Origin of the sequence: Chitinophaga sp. Hz27 (genome assembly GCF_042263525.1) — a bacterium.
Lineage (GTDB): Bacteria > Bacteroidota > Bacteroidia > Chitinophagales > Chitinophagaceae > Chitinophaga.
The window spans coordinates 39,547-58,509 of the sequence record NZ_JBHKFJ010000004.1 but is presented as its reverse complement, the minus strand read 5'-3'; the positions used below and the strand labels follow the sequence as shown (position 1 = coordinate 58,509).

14 protein-coding genes are annotated in these 18,963 nt (G+C 44.4%); 7 read left to right on the top strand and 7 right to left on the bottom strand.

Features of this window, described 5'->3' with window-relative positions; genetic code table 11:
* Window positions 1–17 precede the first annotated feature (17 nt).
* The 3 genes from ACE38W_RS09895 to ACE38W_RS09885 all read left to right on the top strand — a co-directional run bounded on the left by ACE38W_RS09895 (window position 18) and on the right by ACE38W_RS09885 (window position 5,434).
* A complete protein-coding gene (locus ACE38W_RS09895) occupies window positions 18–3,188 on the top strand; it encodes a TonB-dependent receptor domain-containing protein (protein ID WP_375830493.1) in 3,171 nt (1,056 codons plus the stop codon).
* Between the two features lie 82 nt (window positions 3,189–3,270).
* A complete protein-coding gene (locus tag ACE38W_RS09890; protein ID WP_375830491.1) occupies window positions 3,271–4,635 on the top strand; it encodes a hypothetical protein in 1,365 nt (454 codons plus the stop codon).
* 70 nt (window positions 4,636–4,705) lie between these two features.
* Window positions 4,706–5,434 (top strand): hypothetical protein, encoded by a 729-nt coding sequence (locus tag ACE38W_RS09885; protein ID WP_375830489.1) that lies wholly within the window; start codon window positions 4,706–4,708, stop codon window positions 5,432–5,434.
* 58 nt (window positions 5,435–5,492) lie between these two features.
* Here the strand turns inward: ACE38W_RS09885 and ACE38W_RS09880 are convergent, their stop codons facing one another.
* Together ACE38W_RS09880 and ACE38W_RS09875 are read right to left on the bottom strand one after the other, a co-directional pair.
* Window positions 5,493–6,857, bottom strand: coding sequence for a S41 family peptidase (locus ACE38W_RS09880; protein WP_375830488.1), 1,365 nt, complete (start codon window positions 6,855–6,857; stop codon window positions 5,493–5,495).
* A 1-nt stretch (window position 6,858) separates the two neighbouring features.
* Window positions 6,859–7,398 (bottom strand): RNA polymerase sigma factor, encoded by a 540-nt coding sequence (locus ACE38W_RS09875; protein WP_375830487.1) that lies wholly within the window; start codon window positions 7,396–7,398, stop codon window positions 6,859–6,861.
* A 268-nt stretch (window positions 7,399–7,666) separates the two neighbouring features.
* On the opposite strand from ACE38W_RS09875, the gene ACE38W_RS09870 reads away from it, so the two are divergent.
* A complete protein-coding gene (locus ACE38W_RS09870) occupies window positions 7,667–8,560 on the top strand; it encodes a glycerophosphodiester phosphodiesterase family protein (protein WP_375830485.1) in 894 nt (297 codons plus the stop codon).
* A gap of 160 nt (window positions 8,561–8,720) precedes the next feature.
* Here the strand turns inward: ACE38W_RS09870 and ACE38W_RS09865 are convergent, their stop codons facing one another.
* From ACE38W_RS09865 to ACE38W_RS09855, 3 genes are read right to left on the bottom strand one after another with little or no spacing between them, the layout of a single operon-like run.
* The gene (locus ACE38W_RS09865) at window positions 8,721–10,055 is read right to left on the bottom strand and encodes a TolC family protein (RefSeq protein WP_375830483.1); all 1,335 of its coding nucleotides are present in this window, start codon (window positions 10,053–10,055) and stop codon (window positions 8,721–8,723) included.
* 17 nt (window positions 10,056–10,072) lie between these two features.
* A complete protein-coding gene (locus tag ACE38W_RS09860; protein ID WP_375830482.1) occupies window positions 10,073–13,198 on the bottom strand; it encodes an efflux RND transporter permease subunit in 3,126 nt (1,041 codons plus the stop codon).
* A 15-nt stretch (window positions 13,199–13,213) separates the two neighbouring features.
* A complete protein-coding gene (locus tag ACE38W_RS09855; protein WP_375830480.1) occupies window positions 13,214–14,278 on the bottom strand; it encodes an efflux RND transporter periplasmic adaptor subunit in 1,065 nt (354 codons plus the stop codon).
* A 442-nt stretch (window positions 14,279–14,720) separates the two neighbouring features.
* On the opposite strand from ACE38W_RS09855, the gene ACE38W_RS09850 reads away from it, so the two are divergent.
* The 3 genes from ACE38W_RS09850 (at window position 14,721) to rnc (ending at window position 16,976) form a co-directional block, all read left to right on the top strand.
* Entirely contained in the window at window positions 14,721–14,957 is a 237-nt protein-coding gene (locus ACE38W_RS09850) for an acyl carrier protein (protein ID WP_012788038.1), read from the top strand.
* 23 nt (window positions 14,958–14,980) lie between these two features.
* Window positions 14,981–16,234, top strand: coding sequence for a beta-ketoacyl-ACP synthase II (fabF, locus tag ACE38W_RS09845; RefSeq protein WP_375830477.1), 1,254 nt, complete (start codon window positions 14,981–14,983; stop codon window positions 16,232–16,234).
* 61 nt (window positions 16,235–16,295) lie between these two features.
* A complete protein-coding gene (gene rnc / locus ACE38W_RS09840; RefSeq protein ID WP_375830476.1) occupies window positions 16,296–16,976 on the top strand; it encodes a ribonuclease III in 681 nt (226 codons plus the stop codon).
* A 6-nt stretch (window positions 16,977–16,982) separates the two neighbouring features.
* Here the strand turns inward: rnc and ACE38W_RS09835 are convergent, their stop codons facing one another.
* Window positions 16,983–17,585, bottom strand: coding sequence for a GyrI-like domain-containing protein (locus tag ACE38W_RS09835; protein WP_375830474.1), 603 nt, complete (start codon window positions 17,583–17,585; stop codon window positions 16,983–16,985).
* A 161-nt stretch (window positions 17,586–17,746) separates the two neighbouring features.
* Window positions 17,747–18,721: a helix-turn-helix transcriptional regulator gene (locus ACE38W_RS09830; protein ID WP_375830472.1), complete on the bottom strand. Its 975-nt coding sequence runs from the start codon at window positions 18,719–18,721 to the stop codon at window positions 17,747–17,749.
* Window positions 18,722–18,963 lie beyond the last annotated feature (242 nt).

The following is an 18,963-nucleotide window of genomic DNA, read 5'->3' as shown; positions in this document are numbered from 1 at the left end:
TTAATAAGCTAAAAAGTATGCAAAAATCTTTACAAGGATTTTGTACAGGGAATCGTATGCCCGTGAAATTGGTATCCCTGTTGATGCTGACTGTATCAGCTAATAATCTTTATGCACAGTCTTATAAAGGACTGCAAGACAAAGTCTCTCTTCAGTTCGAAAAGTCTAACGCGGTTGAAATAGTGAAATCACTGCAGAAACAGACCACCTATACTTTTGTATACGATCCTGAATATTTACAACACTGCGCTGTTGGCTCCGTAAAATTCAATAGTGCACCACTCACTTCTGTACTCGAATATCTTGATTATAACGCACCTATAGATATTGAAATGACAACTACTAATACCATCGCATTGCGCAAAGGCCGGGCAGAAAAGCCTGCAAGCCGTGCCGATGGCCGCGTTAGCGGTAAAGTGGTAGATAACAAAAATGAACCTATTCCTGGCGTTACCATCATGGTAAGCAATGGCTCCGGTACGGTTTCCAATGTAGACGGTACCTTCGATCTGCCACTGGCACCAGGTTCCTATACCCTCACCTTTTCTTTTATATCTTACGATTCCCGCAAAATAACAGATGTGGTGGTGGCTCCTAAAGGAACCACCCCGCTGAACGTGGTGCTGAAAAGCAATGGCTCCAAGCTTAAAGAAGTAACAGTAACGGGAACGTATAAACGTGCTTCTGTAGAAGGACTTTACGCTGTACAAAAAAATAGCCCCGGTATTACTGATGGTATCAGCTCCGCTCAAATAGGCCGCACCCCAGATAAAAATGTGGGCGAAGTACTGAAACGCATATCTGGCCTATCTACCATGGAAAATAAATATGTAGTAGTAAGAGGATTAAGCGAAAGATATAACCTCGCCGTACTCAATGGTCAGATCATGCCCAGCACGGAATTAAACAGAAAAAACTTTAACTACGATATTATCCCTGCAAACCTTATAGAGAACGTTACAGTTGTGAAAACCCTCACGCCGGACCGCAGTGCTGAATTTGGTGGCGGTCTGGTAGAGGTAAATACTATCGATATCCCAACGGAAAGCTTCTTTAATATCTCTGTCGGAGCCAACTATAACGACAAAACTACCGGCAAGGATTTTCTTTCTCTCCCCCTGGATGGAAAAGAATATAAAGGACAGATCTCTGACCATCGTAAGTGGTTCGGTGCCACAGACTGGAGTTCTAGCAAGTCGCTGACAGATGCCGCTGCTGCATGGCCTAAAGATAAATCCATGTTCAGCAACAACTGGATTGTCACTGATATGAAAGCGCCCATATCCCCAAATTTTCAAATCTCAGGTGGTAAAGTATTGAACAGACATTTCGGTTTTGTAGGCTCTGTAGGATATAGAAATACTTTTGCTACCCAGGATGTGATCTCCGGCCGTGATGGTTTTGAACCACACCCATATAATGCAGTTCCAGACAGCGCCATCTTCCACGGACAACGCTATGGTTTTACCAATAATATCAATGCCCTCTGGGGAATAGGTTATAGAAACGAACATAACAAAATCAGCTACAATGGATTATTCCTCCAGGTGCTGGATCAGCAACTGACCATAGGTAAAGGATACCATGATGGTATCGGCCCCAATGGCATGCTGGTACAAGATATCGCTACCCAAAGCAAAATATTTCAGCATCAGTTAAAAGGTGAACATCTCCTTGGATCTAAAGGCATTAAGCTCAAATGGCAAACCAGCTATATGACCATGGATAAGATCCGCCCAGACAACCATCAGCTGATTGCAGCCCTGTATCCCGATCCGTCAGCAGGTATTAATGAGTTCAGCATCACCAGCTACTACCCTACAGGTAGAGACGGTGCGCTCCGCTGGTGGAGCCGTGCTAAAGAAAAGAACCTGAGCTGGGATATCGCCATCTCTGCGCCCTTTAAACTCGGACCTGTGGCCAATACCGCTAAAGTAGGTTACAGTGGCTGGAATAAAGATAGGTACTTCTTCGTGGCAAATTCATCTTCCAAACATGCTAGCTATACATTACCACAGCCGCTGCCTCACTACTTCTCAGACTCAGGCCTGGTAGCACAGCTGGATGGTGATAGCGACGACTTTAAAGCGAATGTTTCGCTCAACGCAGTATATGCTATGCTCGATAATAAATGGGGGAAATTCAGACTGGTATGGGGCGTAAGAGCAGAACACTACAACCTGAACGATGTCAATACCATGTTGCTCAAACAAATAGCAGCATCCAATAATGAAGATAAAAAAGTAGATGCCACTGAGCTGTTGAACAGAGAACCTAATACACATTTCTTCCCTTCTGCAAACCTCACCTATAGCCTGACGCCAGCCATGAACCTACGTTTGGCATATGCAGAAAGTATTATCAGACCGGATATCCGTGAACTGTCTTACTTCAGAGAATATGATTATGAGTTAGGAGGAGATTATGTTGCACAGGAGATCATCCGCTCTACTACTATCAAGCATTTTGATTTCAGATATGAATGGTATCCTTCGCCTGGTGATATTATTTCGGCTTCTGTTTTTATGAAGAAACTGCAATATCCAATGGAGATTTATCAACAGGGTATCAACAGGATTTTTAATCTGAAGAATAATAAATCAGCTGATAACTATGGGCTGGAAGTAGAAGTGCGTAAGTCATTTGCTTTCACGAACCTCCCGGTAGTACGCAATTTCACGGTATATGGCAACTTCACCTACCTCGATGCCTGGGTGAAACCACTCACCACAACTATCGTTCGTGACGCAAACGACAATATGAAACTACATGTAGTAGAAACCGTGGGCGCATATGAACATCGTCCACAATCAGGCGCCAGCAACTATATGATGAATGCCGGCATCTACTACGATCTGCCAGTATTTACTGCCAGCCTGAATTACAACTTCGTTACCAATAGGGTGTTTCGCCCGGTAAGCACCTGGCAATACTCCTTCATAGAGCAGCCACTAAAATCACTCGATGCACAGGTGGCAGGAAAATTTTTACACAACAGACTGGAAGCAAAATTAAGCGTGGCCAATATTCTGAATAGTTATAGTGTGATCTACCAGAATGCCTTCGACGGACAAATGCCGGAGAAGCCTTCAAAATCCGAAATGGAATACCAGTCATCAAAAGACTTGATTAACTACAGACTGGCTCCAGGACGTACTTACAGCGCAACGATCACTTACAAATTCTGATTTTACTCAAAATAATTTACGCGTAATACAAAACCCTGATCAGGTAAGTATTTAAACCAAGAAAACTCTCAAAAAAAAATCCATGAACAAAAAGCCCTTATTTGTTACCGCATTATCAGCAATGACCCTCGCTGGTATCTTCCTGGCATCTTCTTGTAAGAAAGATGCTGGCAACAACCGTCCAGTACTGGCAGGTACACTGCCTTCTGATAGCACTATCACTGGTGTAATCACTGCTGATCTGTACCTGACAGCTGCTAAAACCTACACCCTCAGCGGTCTGGTTTATGTTTCTAACGGTGCTAAACTGACTATCCAGGCTGGTACTACTGTGATTGGTGCTGTGGGCGACCACACTACCGGTGGTAACCCAGGCGGTGGTCTGATCATTACTCGTGGTTCTAAAATCATCGCACAAGGTACTGCTGCTGCTCCTATCGTATTTACCTCTGCTAGCTCTACTCCTATTTCTGGTGACTGGGCTGGTGTGGTTATCCTGGGCCGTGCAACCACTAACTGGACTTCTATCGCTACTATCGAAGGTATTCCTGGTACTCCGCTGGCTAACGCTCAGTACGGCGATCCTACCGAAAAAATCGATAACGATAACTCCGGTATCCTGAAATATGTGCGTATCGAATACGCTGGTTATCCATTGTCTGCTAACAACGAAATCAACGGTCTGACCCTGGGTGGTGTTGGTTCTGGTACTGTACTGGACTACATCGAAGTATACAAATCTAACGATGATGCTTTCGAATTCTTCGGTGGTACTGTAAACGCTTCTCACCTGATCGCTGTAGATGCACTGGATGATATGTTCGATACTGATAACGGTTACACTGGTAAAATCACTGAATCCCTGGGTATGTCTGACACCACCCGTGCTGATATCAGCCAGTCTAACGGTTTCGAAAGTGATAACGATGCTACCGGTTCTGGTAACTTGCCTATCACTCGTCCTAAATACGATTACATTACCATCATCGGTTTACCTTCTGCTGCTAAAGCTAGCATCACTAACGGTCAGCCTTCTGGTACTGGTAAATACGGCCGTGCTGCTCACCTGAGAAGAAACTCTGAGTTCGAAATCACTAACTCCCTGTTCCTCGGCTTCAACACTGGTATCTCCCTGGATGGTAGCGGTACTTACAACAAATACCTGGCTGGTGTAGATATCTTCTGCAACAACATCGCTCATGGTTATGTAAATCCTAACGCGTACGAAGTGTCTGGCGTATTCACTCCAATCACTATGAACGTGAACTGTACTTCTAACCAGAAAGACAACTCTGCTAACCCTAACGCACTGGTTGATCTGAATGATCCGTTTGTTCGCGTACCATACGCTCCAACAAACTATCAGCCTACTCCATTCTCTCCTGCTAACGGCGCTGGTGCTTTTGCACTTAGCAGCACCTGGGCAGATGGTTGGTCTAGATTCTAATTTTTTGTTTAAAACTATACGGGAGCCGGTGAATATTTACCGGCCCCCATTTTTTCAAATGAATTTTAATATGCGTATTCAACAATTAGTTATCGCTGTACTCCTGGTTTTTTCCTTTGTAGCTTGTCGCAAAGGTTCCGCACCGGATGAAAAGTATTATGGACAGGTGAAATACAGAACAGTGTCTTTGCCAGGAACACCTGCCATCAGTGTTAAATGGAATGGTCTGTTGATGGATTCTATATTGACAGAAAACTATAAAGGATTTACCTATGAAGCTGCCAATACCCCTGGTAAACTGGGCTTCTATAAAGCAGGTACCGATTCACTGATTGTTGATACCACGATTACTATCCATCCTAATACAACACAGGAATTCCGTATCATCGCCAGCAGCACGCTGGGAATGAGCGGATTTATGTCGCCATCCACTTCAAGCCCCGATTCTTTAACTTTTCAGATATACCTAAACCTCAGTAGCTATTATAAATACGATGTCGTTGACCTGCAAATATCCTCTTATAAGGCCGCTGGTGCAGTTACTACAGACTATGCGTTGTTGAAAGGGATGAAAAATAAACGCCTGTACCCAATTACGTTGTCGGTACCTTTCAAAGATGCTGCCGGTACTAAAATCCTCTGGGTTGCATCTATGAAAGATCCTGCCACCGGACAGGTAATCCCACTGCCTCGTACACCTTATATGTTTACGTTTGCAAATGCGGCAAGTGCTGGTGTATATATATCAACAGTAAGTGATAACGCGGGAACAATGCGTTCTACACTTACAGCAATCTAGGAATTTTTTGTGTGCAATAAAGTTTGCTGTCCTTAGCCATTCTCGCCCCGAGAATGGCTTATTTTTTACGTGGAATTACTACCTCATTAACAATGACAGGCGCCTGGAAATAAGTAGTAACACGACTTTCGCTAGTAGCACCTCTCCCATTACCCGTTATCAACGAAATCGCTTTCGCTATTAATGGATCACCGGGATCGCCCAACGCTACCAATGGTTGTTTGCTCATCTCATCTATGGGGTAGTCTGCCACCAGGCCCTGTGTATAGCCTCCCTGGCCGCTGGCATTACTCAGCTGAAAAGTAATCGGCTGCAGCACCCACGAAATACGTTTAGGATTACGCTTGTCTCTGACAATAATAGTGCCTTTGTCTTTACCATAAGTGGTACCGCCAATCTGAATAACTTTCGTATAGGGCTTGAGGTTATTAATAGTGAGTTCTGCTGCTGATATAGTTTGATGAGAAGTAAGAATGTATACCTTGGCTAGTTTCAGCCTTGCACTTGAGATGTCCGCAAACTTAACAGGGATACCACTTTCTGGTACTGCCATCGTTTCCCCAAAACTCATCTTATAACTTCCCTGTATATTATTTCCCGTAAGTTGAATATAGGTACTTCCTTCGTTGATACCATCCGTAATCAATGCAGATAATAGTGCAGATGCGGCAATACTGCCGCCAGTATTGTACCTCAGGTCGAGTATGAGGTCTGTTATTCCTGTAGTGATGTATTTTCGGAAGATGTTGACCAGGTCTGTATTATAATTGTCGTTAAAAGAATTATAGTAGAGATATCCGATTTTTTTATTGGAAGATACTAACGTAGTCGTATATACGGATTGATCTCTTGGATAGCCGAAGTCCAGCTGCACGGCTGCCGCTTCGGTAACGATGCCGTTAGCCACAGTGGCGGGTGTAAACAGTCCTGTTTTGTCCTGCATTATCTGGGCTACCAGCTGCGATGCATTGGCAGTAGTGATGGGAGTATTGTTGATGCGGGTGATATAACTACCACGACTAAACTTCGAGGCCGCATAGGAATTAGCAGCGGCTAATTTCACTACCGCTATCGCCCCACTGGCTGAAGCCGGAAAGCTGATAATGCTGATGTCTATCCCGAAATTTGTATATAATGAGGTCTGCAATGTGCTGGCATCATCAGGATTATATAGCGAAGAAAATGGATCGGCACTATTCCGCAAGCTTGAAAAGAAATGCAGGGGAGCAAGCCCTGTATCAGGCTTTGGAGGTAGTTGCTGGTTCCACAGATAGAAATAATGCATGCTGTCGGAAATCCAGCTATTGATTTCTCCTTGTGTTACGGGGCCGGTGGGCATAACAGGGGCTGAAGGGGCATCGCGTCGGCAGGCGCTGATACACAACGACAGACCGGCTGCTAACAAAGTACAGTAAGAACGCATATTACCGGGATTTTTCAATATCAAAGTGTGCGCTCACCTGTTGTTTAATGGCTTGTAAGGCAAGCCCCAGGTGATTTTTTACAGTGGCTACAGAAATAGAAAGCTTGTCTGCAATTTCTTTATTGCTATAGCCATGATATCGGCTAAGCACATAGACATTTTTTCTTTGCTCCGGCAATTGCTGCACGGCGCTGTTCATCTGTTGATCAAACTCTTTACGGATAACGTATCGCTCTACATTATCATCTGAAGATGGTTGTGTTTTCTGTTCTTCTGTTGCTTCGGATATTAACTTCTTCTCACGATAATGTTTACGGGCTTCATCAATAACCAGGTGCTTTACATAAACAAATAATAAAGGAAATATATCCTGTCCTTCTTCTACCTTATCAATATTTTCCCATAGGCGTATAAAGCATTGCTGTGTTATATCCTGTGCCCGCGAAGCATCGCCGGTAAGCTTCAGGGCAAACCGGTATATTTTCTCATTGTTATTGGCAAAGAGACTTTCAAATTTGGATTTGACAGGGCTATCAGACATAGTTCGCAGTTGACGCGTTTCGCTGTATAAATATAATAGACCTATGTTACAGAAATGTTAAGGAATCCAATGGCATAGCGCCTTTACGAAGAAATGACAGTAGCCAATAAGCAGCTGATTACCGTTAAATCTCCTCACAAAAAGCATTGCCAGCTCATCAACTGCTTTATTACTAAATTGTTAACTTAATACCACTGCCTTTTATAGCCTGCTGCTTTCACTTTTAATTTGCATTGTCTAACTTTAGTATTAACGAACAGATATATCAATGAAAGCTATATTCCCACTATTATTAAGTGCCATACTGATAACCAATGCACAGGCACAACAAAAGATTGATGTACAGGCTCATCGCGGCGGCATGGGCCTCATGCCGGAAAATACCATTCCCGCTATGATCAATGCAGTGAAATTGGGCGCCCACACATTGGAACTCGACTGCATCATTAGTGCAGATAACAAAGTAGTAGTATCGCACGACGCTTATATGTCGGCCGCTTTCATGCGAAAACCAGACGGCTCAGATATTACCAAAGAAGAGCAAAAAGACTTGCTGCTCTACTCCATGACCTACGACAGCATCCGTAAATTCGATGCAGGATCCAAGCCTAATGCACGTTTTCCACAACAACAGAAATTTAAAACCTATCGTCCGCTTTTAGCTGAGCTGATTGATAGCGTGGAACAATACGTGAAAAAGAATCACCTCAAACCTGTTTATTACAACATAGAAACCAAGTCAGAAGCTCAGGGCGACGGAAAACTCAATCCAGCACCCAATGTATTCGTGGACCTGGTAATGGATGTTATCAACAAAAAGAAAATAGCAGGGAGAGTTACCATTCAATCTTTTGATCCACGGACTTTACAACAGCTGCATGTCAAATTTCCTAAACAAAAAACAGCCTGGTTAATCGCCAACAAAGAATCCTTTGCAGATAACCTTAAAACACTGGGCTTCACACCGGACATCTATAGTCCTGCATTCCAGCTGGTTACTGCTGATCTGATAAAAGAAGCTCATAGCAAAAAAGTACAAGTACTTCCTTGGACTGTAGATGAAGTAGAGGATATGAAGAAGATGATCGAAGTAGGTGTTGATGGTATTATCACGAACTACCCTGATAGATTGATTGAAACTACTGGTAGCTATCAGAAATAGAACTCATACATCGCTGCAATATTTTATCACGACGAGGGCTTCTATTGATTTTCTGGGGATACCGCCCGCGCGGAGCGCGGGAGCCAAAATAAAAACACAATCAAAAAAAATCCCCGATAGCGCATTGCTACCGGGGATTTCTATATAATTTAAAAACTCCTTATTGAATAATCGAACTATTCAACCTCCTCAACTCTGTCTCCGCCAGCTTAGTATTATACCTCGCCTGAATCAGCCTGTAGTAGCTGTCTTCCAGACTTTGCTGTGCCTGTTTCACTTCAATAGTAGTAGAAACGCCTTGCTTAAAGCGTTCCAGCGCCACCATCATATTTTCTTTCGCCAGGTCAAGATTTTCTTCTTCTAACGCGAACGCCTGTTTGTAGTATTCATAATCTTTGAATGCATTCACAAGACCAAGATTTATCTGTGATTTCACGTTGTCTAAAGCGATGTTCTGATATTCCAGATTCAGTCGGGCATCTCGTACTTGTCTTTTAACATTAAAGCCATTAAAGATAGGAATAGCAGCGGTGAAGCCATAGTTTAATACGCCGTTCCTGTTGAATTTCGGGCTAAAGTTATTAGACGCAGCGTTACTGGTATTTCTGTTGAAGTTGTAGGCAGAATTAAAGGAAATTACTGGGAAATAATCAGCCTTACTCTCTTTAACCGCCAGGGAAGATACCTGCACATTCTGTTGTTGTACTTTAATGCTGGTATTATTTTTAGTGATATTATCCTGCAATTCGCCCAGCGATAAAGCCATGTTCAACGGAATGGAATCCATTACATCATACTGTGTAGCCCCGGAAGGTACCGCCATCAACTGATTCAGTAATGACTTGCTTTGTTCTATAACCGTTAGCTGACGCAGATATAATGCTTTCTGTGCGTTCAGATCTACTTTGGATTGCAGCAGGTCTGTTTTAGGACCAAGCCCCGTAGTAAACTTCGCGTCAGATAATTTTACTCTTTCTTCAGAGATAGACATCTGGTCTGCCAGTGCTTTCAGCTGTTGTTTTTCCTGTACAATGTTGTAGTAGCCACCAATTACAGTAGCGATACTATTCTGTATCTGGTCTTTTATCGCCAGTTCTCCAAGAGAACGGATCGCCTCCAGCTTATCCCTGGTGGCAAACATTTTCAGACCGTCGAACAATGTCCAGTTAAGGTTAAGGCTCGCATTGACATTGTTCCCTTTGATGCCACTGGTATCGCGTTTGGTGCCGTTGGCAAACTCCTGTTTGGTAGCAGTACTGCTCCAGGAAACGCCAGTAGTAGCATTCAGTCGTGGCGCAAATGCGAAATTCGCATAGGCGTAATCGTTAGCCGCTACTTCAGCTGTATTCTTAGCCAGACGTATATTATAGTTATTCTTCAATGCCACATCGATTGCCTGCTCAAGTGTAAGCACCTGCTGCTGTGCCATGGCTACAGAAAACGTAGCCATGAAACACATTACAGACAAACAAATTTTAGCGATATACTTTTTCATAATCTGTTTAATAAAAATTATGCATGTACTGCCAGCTCCGCTGGTTCACCCTCTTCATCCTCCTCATCTTCCCTTGGTTTTCCTGGCTTTTTACGACTGAGGAAAGTATACATCGCAGGTACTACATACAATGTGAGAATCAGTGAGAAGATAATGCCACCCACGATCACAATACCCAGTGGAATACGGCTCGTAGCAGCAGCCCCCAGCGACATTGCAATAGGTAATGCACCCAATGCCATCGCCAGACTCGTCATCAGAATTGGACGTAAACGCATCGAAGATGCCGTCACTACTGAGTCAGACTTACTTAATCCTTCTTCTCGTTTATGGTTCGCAAATTCCACGATCAGGATACCATTCTTCGTTACCAGACCAATCAACATGATTACCCCAATCTGTGAGAAGATGTTCCACGTCTGGCCGAATATCCACAGTGATAGCAGCGCACCAGCAAAGGCCAGCGGTACCGTGATCATGATGATCAGCGGATCTATCCAGCTTTCAAACTGTGCAGCCAGTACCAGGTAAATCAGCACTAATGCCAGCGATAATGCAAACAAAGTATTGGAGCCACTCTCCGCATAGTCGCGGGAAGAACCAGATAATGCAGTGCTATAGTTATCGTTCAGGACATTCTCTTTCTTCAGCTTTTCGTATATGCGGAACATCTCCTTAATACCGTCTCCAATGGTTTTGCCAGGAGCCAGACCTGCAGAGATAGTCGCAGACTTGAATCGGTTATAGTGGTAAATAATCGGCGGACTGGTTTCTTCTTCGATAGTTACCAGGTTATCCAGCTGAATGGCTTCACCGCGGCTGTTACGAACATACAGGTTCTGTAAGTCGTTTGGATCGTCGCGGTCCGCACGGAATACCTGACCCATTACCTGGTATTGTTTACCATTACGGATGAAGTATCCATAGCGGAGGTTACTCAGGGCCAGCTGTAAGGTTTGGGAGATGTCCTGTACGGATACGCCTAGCTGCGTGGCCTTGTTACGATCGATGTGTATACGTAATTCCGGTTTGTTAAACTTCAGATCTACATCAGTTCCCTGGAACACAGGGCTGTTGCCCACTTCGTCCATAAACCTTGGCAGTACATGAGATAACGAATCGAAGTTGATATGCTCCAGTACAAAGGCAATTGGTAAGCCGGCACGTCGTCCTACCTGTATCGTTTGTTGTTCAATAGCGAATACTTTACCAGTAGGGAAATGTGTCATGTTTCTGTTCACCATGTTCACGATTTCCTTCTGAGAGCGGGTGCGCTCAGTAGGTTCAGTAAGCATAACGTTTACGAATGCACTATTTACAGCGCCGGCGCCACTGAAGCCAGGGGAGGTTACGCTCAACACAATCTTACGCTCAGGTACTGAGTCGGCCATGAACTGTGTGAGTTTATCCACATAGTTGTCCATGTAGTCGTAGGAGGTTCCTTCCGGCGCCGTCACTGACAAACGGAAAGAGCTACGGTCTTCCAATGGAGCCAGCTCCGACTGCAATACCTTAAACAGGCCATAGATCATACCCAGACAAACCAATACGATCAATACCGCTGTCCAACGGAAACGCATAAACGCTTCCAGGGATTTCTTATAACCATCTTCCATTGCGCGGAAGAAGGGCTCTGTTTTGGTATAGAACCAGGAATGGGTATGTGTGGCACTGCCCAGTTTTACATTCAGTACAGGCGTCAGCGTGAGGGATACAAACGCTGAGATCAATACAGCACCTGCTACCACGATACCGAATTCACGGAACAATTGTCCCACGAAGCCCTGTAAAAATATGATAGGAAGAAATACGAATGCGAGGGTAATGGATGTCGCGATAACCGCAAAGAAGATCTCTTCAGAGCCTTCCCGGGCAGCACGCATACGCGGGATACCCGCTTCTATCTTCTTATAAATATTCTCTGTTACCACAATACCATCATCCACTACCAATCCCGTGGCGAGTACAATTGCCAGAAGTGTGAGGATGTTGATTGTAAATCCGCAGGCATACATAATAAAGAAGGCCCCAATCAGGGATACCGGGATATCTATCAGCGGACGGAAGGCCATCAGCCAGTCACGGAAGAAGAGATATACAATAATGATTACCAGTGTGAGGGCTATGAGCAGTGTTTCTTCTACTTCCTCAATAGATTTTTTGATGAACTTCGTGTTGTCCATCGCGATATCCACTTTATAATCTGCCGGGATTTCTTTCTTCAGCAGTTCAAATCTTTTGTAGAACTCATCGGCGATAGCCACGTAGTTGGAGCCTGGTTGAGGGATCAGTGCCAGGGCAATCATCGGGATACCCGATTCTTTCAGCACGGTTTCCTCGTTCTCAGGACCTAGTACTGCCTGGCCGATATCACGGATGCGGATTTCACTACCGTTTACATTTTTAACGATCAGGTTATTGAAATCATCTTCACTAACGAGGCGGCCAAAAGTACGCACGGTGAAATCGGTGGCATTGCCAGCAATTTTACCGGAAGGCAGTTCCACGTTTTCACGTTGGAGGGCTGCTTGTACATCCGAAGGAGTAAGACTATACGAAGATAATTTCGCAGGGTCCATCCAGATACGCATGGCGTATCGTTTCTCACCCCATATCTGGATTTGAGAAACCCCGGGGATGGTCTGGAGTTTTTCCAGGAGTACGTTGGTGCCATATTCCGTTACTTCCAGCTGGTTACGGGTATTACTCTGTACGGTCATGGAGATGATCGCGTCGGAGTTAGCGTCCTGTTTGGATACCACAGGAGGCGCGTCGATATCGGGAGGTAAACTGCGGAGTGCCTGAGAAACTTTATCACGCACGTCGTTGGTAGCACCTTCGAGATCTTGTCCCAACTCAAATTCCACGGTAATATTACTACTACCCTGGCTGGAGCTGGAAGAAATATTTTTGATACCGGCGATACCGTTGATTTGTTTTTCCAACGGCTCGGTAATCTGTGTTTCAATGATATCGGAGTTCGCACCTGCATAAGAGGTACGTACGTTCACGATAGGTGGGTCGATAGCAGGAAAGTCCCTGACGCCCAGGAAAGTAAAGCCCACAAGCCCGAATATCACGATAATGATATTCATCACAATTGCCAGCACGGGCCGTTTAAGAGATAAGGACGGCAGACTCATAATACATTATTCAGATTATTGGATCTTGTTATACTTCAGCGGCATTCCAGGCTTGAGCTGGAGGATACCAGTAGTGATGACAGTATCACCGGGTTTGAGGCCATTGGTGATCTGTACACTGTTTTCATCGCGGATGCCGGTTTCTACCACCACAAATTTGGCTTTACCACTGTCGGCAACGATTACTTTCTTATCACGGGTACCAGGAATTACAGCCTGGGAAGGCACCATGATAGCTGCAGGAAGATCTTTCAGGTTGATGCGGACTTTTGCAAAAGAGCCAGGGAAGAGATTTCCGTTACTATTAGGTACCATGGCGCGTAGCTTCACAGTACGGGTGCTCAGATCAATCTTAGGATCGATGGCATAGATGCTACCAATATATTCACTAACGTCGCCGGCTACAGTAAAACGGAGTTTATCCCCATTTTTGATCACGTTTCTGTATTTCTCAGGAACGGTAAAATCAATTTTCAGCGGGTCTATCTGTTGGAGAGTGGTGATAACCACTGCGTTAGATACAATTGCGCCTTCAGAAACATTACGAAGACCAAGGCGTCCGCTGAATGGGGCGCGTAATTCGGTTTTCTGTAATTGTGTCTGGGTATAGTCCATGTCAGCAGCGAAGGCGCTTACCTGGTTCCGGGTAACGTCTACATCCTGACGGCTGATACCATTAATTTTCAGGAGGTTTTCCTGACGTTCAAGGGTGGTTTTAGCCAGTTGTTGCTGTAATTTCAGCTTTTGCAACTGTGCTTTCAGGTCTTCATCATAGATTTTTACCAGCATATCACCCTTTTTGACGTTGGTACCTTCTTTAAAATAAAGGTGTGTGATACGGCCGTTGATTTCCGGTTTTACTTCTACTTCCTCGTTACTTTGAAGAGTTCCACTGGCATCGATATACTGATCGATAGAAGTGGATTTGACAATCCATGCATCAATGACAACCTGCGGTTTGGCAGGGGCCTTGGCGGTTTCAGAGGATTTTTTACCTGTCCTGTCGCAACCCAAAAGACAGGCGATACCAGCAATTCCCACAATAGCTAAAGAGTGGAAGGTTCGTTTGGTGTTGGCCATTAAATATTAAGCGTTTAGAAATTCGATGATCGCGTATAGGAAATGCTATACAGTTTTACAAGCACGGGTGCTCAGTACTATCTAAATTAGAAAACCGACTAACGATGATAGCTTTTCCTCTATAAGCCCGACAAATTTAATAAATGGCTCAGCTGTTGATAGCCGCTTACTGTTAAATAGCGTTAACGGTTTAGATAAAAGGCGAAATAAACGGTTGAGTGGAAATTTGTCCTTATATATTATATGAGTGGTAGAATATCGGGGAAATTTAGTATGGTTTTATTATTAAATCTTAAATTCAGAAAATCCGTAAAGTGTTCACTGTATTGGGTTTGCTGCGATTTTTCGGGCTTTGGAGCAGTTAAAATTTGGCCTTCCTGTTGGCAATTCAATAAAAATTATATTTTTGCAGTCAAGTTTTAAACCAAAAACACTTAAAATTATGTCAGACATTGCATCAAGAGTTAAAAAGATCATCATTGACAAATTGGGCGTTGACGAAGCCGAGGTAACTCCTGAAGCCAGCTTCACCAACGACTTAGGCGCTGACTCTTTGGATACGGTAGAACTGATCATGGAATTCGAAAAAGAATTCAACATCTCCATTCCTGACGAACAAGCTGAAACTATTACTACTGTTGGCCAGGCAGTTGCTTACCTGGAAGAACACGTAAAATAATCCTACTAATCAGAATTGTTTTAATGCAACCAAGACGAGTTGTCGTTACAGGTTTAGGCGCTCTTACACCGCTCGGCAATACTGTAGCCGATTATTGGCACGGATTGACGAACGGTGTATCCGGCGCGGATTTTATCAAGCAATTTGACGCTTCCAAGTTCAAAACCCGTTTTGCTTGCGAACTGAAGAATTTCGATCCTACTAACTACCTGGACAAAAAGGAGGCCCGTAAAATGGACCCCTTTACCCAAACAGCGGTTATATCCGCAGATCAAGCTATACTTGACGCCAAGATAGATGCTAATAATGTCAATGCTGACCGCGTTGGTGTTATCTGGGGCACCGGTGTGGGCGGTATGATCAACTACAGTAACGAGCTGAAAGAATTTTATACTGGCGACGGGACTCCCCGTTTCAGCCCTTTCCTCATTACCAGGCTAATCACTGACATCGCTGCTGGCTCTATTTCTATACGCCACGGATTCAGAGGGCCAAATTTCTCTGTAGCCTCCGCCTGTGCATCTGCTACCAATGCCATCATTGAAGCAATGTACAATATCCGCTATGGTAAAGCGGATGTGATAGTTACCGGCGGCTCAGAAAATGTCATCAATGAGCCTTGTGTTGGCGGCTTTAACGCCATGAAGGCTTTATCCGAAAGAAATGATGATCCTAAAACAGCCTCCCGTCCTTTCGACCTCGACAGAGATGGTTTCGTAATGGGCGAAGGCGCCGGTGCATTGGTACTGGAATCCCTGGATCACGCGTTGGAAAGAGGAGCTAAAATTTATGCTGAACTCGCCGGTGGCGCTGCTACCGCCGATGCTTACCATATCACCGCTCCGCATCCTGAAGGTTTAGGTGCCCGCAACGTAATGACGCAGGCACTCTTAGATGCAGGTATGCAAGCCAACGATATAGACTATATCAACGTACACGGTACTTCCACCCCACTGGGCGACGTTGCCGAAATCAAAGCTGTCCAACACGTATTTGGTGAACATGCATATAATCTGAATATATCGTCTACCAAATCCATGACTGGACACCTCCTCGGCGCAGCCGGTGCTGTTGAATCCATCGCCGTGATATTGTCTGTTATCAATGGAATCGTACCGCCAACCATCAACCACTTTACCGACGATCCACAGCTGGATCCTAGATTAAACTTTACCTTTAACACCGCACAACATAGAGAAGTAAGAGCCGGTCTGTCCAATACCTTCGGGTTCGGTGGACATAACGCCTCCGTTATTTTCAAAAAATTTGTTCCTTGATCTTGATTGTGTGAATTTACTGCCAGGTTTTCTATATCGTCTTGTATCCAGAAAAAGGCACTTGTATAAAGAGCTGCATAACTTACTGGGCTTCCCGCCCGGTAACTTTGCGCTATACGAGGTAGCCCTGAGCCACCGCTCCAGCAAAGAGAAGTTTCTCGAAAGCAATGAGCGGTTGGAATACCTCGGCGATGCCATCCTGGGAGCAATAGTAGGCGACTATCTCTTTAAAAAATATCCTTACAAAACAGAAGGATATCTTACCGAGATGCGCTCCAAAATCGTAAATCGCCAGCAACTGAATGATATCGCTATCAAAATGGGGCTGCGCAAACTTACTATCTACGATAAATACAATAGCTTCCTCAAAATCTCCCAGATCTTCGGCAACACGCTCGAAGCACTGGTTGGAGCTGTTTATCTCGATAAAGGATATAACAAAACCCAGCAATTCGTTCATCGCCGCATTATCATGCCCTACATCGACCTCGAACAACTGGAGAGTGTAGAGATGAACCACAAAAATAAACTCTATGGATGGGCCAATAAAAATGGCAAATCTCTCGAGTTTGAACTGCTGGAAGAACAAATGGATAACGGTAGACGCATATTTACAGTAGGCGCCGTGGTAGACGGCCAGCTGATCTGTAGTGGTAAAGCCTTCAATAAAAAAGACGCCAGTCAGATTGCCGCCTCCCAAGCCATCCAAATCCTCGGCCTCGCAGACGATTCCAAAGATTAATTCAACTTACTTTACTGCATGCCTTAAAATGGTCTTCTGCTTTCCAGGCACAATCCTGCGCGGATCAGAAAGGTATATCTCATGGTGTGGCCCCAGGTACTGCAAATAGTGCTTCTTCATGTAGGCATCCATCTTGGCAAGGCTTGCAGGCTCCTCACTATAAGGCCCCATATGCATCACTTGCACCGCCCTGCCCCCTTCCACTTTCTTTAGGTCCACTGACCTCAACCGGGGATTACTTTTTTTCTTCTCCGTCGTAGTTACCGCTTGCACCAGCTGCGCCGGCTGCACATATTCAGGCATCCGTATCATCAGCTGGTAACGCCACAAATGCCTCGGTATCGTTAAAGGATCTACACTTTGGTCATCTACCCACCAATATCCTTCTAACTTACTTACTACAAAATCTTTCTCTAAATGCTTGTTTATGAATTTGATAGCGTACGCTACCGTGTACAACGCTTCTACGTCGGTGCCAAAGACATCGCCGTCAGGGTCGCCCTGCCCAATAATAGTGAGAAATAAAGCGTCTTCGATATGCACCAGTTCTACAGCCGTGCCCGCTGTGTAATAGCTCTTATAGGCTTTGGTAAGATCCAATTTGTCCATCGCTGCTGGTTTTAGTGAAAAGTCAAGGGTTTTTAATTTGACAATACAAAACAACAACCAGCAAATGACAGCCTTATGTCAGCAGACTAATTTTAATTTTTTTTAGATTTTGAGAGATATTCTCCCCTTTTTTGGCATTTTCGAGAAGATGAGCCCGCTTTTTACTTATTTTCTGTGAGATAATGTTGCTGGAGCTCACGGGTTAATTCCTGCATACCAACTTTTAACTCATCCGGTGAAATTATCGTTACATCATTGCCAAACATGATGAGCCAACGACGGAAATATTCCACAGATGGCTGAAGGAACACCATTTCCGTTTCTTCGCCGAGATTTTTCTCAGAAACCAACCCATAATAATATTTCTGGTCCCGGATATAACGCAGCACTTTATTCTGCATCCTGATCCTGAATTCCTGCATTTGCTCGTGGTCGTGCTTATGAAAACGGTCAAGGTAATCTTGCAGCGACACATGATGGCCTCTTTCGAAGCGTTCGCCCAATACGCTGAGCTTTCGGATACGGTCAGCCCTGAAGTCGCGATAGCCGCCACGAAGCCTGCACCAGGCTATTAGGTGCCATTTCGCGCTCATATGAAATATCCCAATGGGCTCCACATCCCGCCTGGTAGCGGCCTCATCTTTAAAGGAGAAATACTCCAAATTTATAACACACTGGTTACCAATAGCATGCTGTAAATCTGATAAGAACCGATTGGGGAAGGCAGTATCTTCAGGGTGTACTGGTTGGTATTTAATGACAGCGATATTATCATCGAGGGACTCCAGGTAGTCTTTGTCGCCGCCTCTGAGTACGGAGCGGATTTTCTGCATGGCAAAGCCAAACTGCTTTTCATTGGAGTGGTCACTATATTTTTCCATGAGTTTTTCGGCGGTTAGGAGTGCAGCCGCTTCTTCCTTGGAAAACATAACGGGAGGTAGATGATAACCATCTACTATATAATAGCCGGTGCCGGCCTCTGCTCCAATAGGTACGCCAGCTTCCTGCAATGCTTTCACGTCTCTGTATACCGTCCTGAGGCTGATTTCAAAGCGTTCCGAGATCTCGGAGGCCTTCACTATTCGTTTACCCTGCAGTTGGATAAGTATGGCTGTTAATCTGTCTATACGGTTCATGGGGATTGGAAATTACCACTAAGGTCGGATGTCCGAAAAATATTTTTGAAATTTTTTTACAAGCGATTAAACTTCGATCAAATAATGCGGTCTCTTATATATAACACTTCTTTTGGAACGCGTAAGATATTGAGAGCAAGAGATAAAGTAGATGTTCCGAAAGAATTTCAATTCGATGCTACAGTACAGAATATAGGTTAAATGGTAAGCCCCTGCAATTTCTTGCGGGGGCCTGTTTTTTT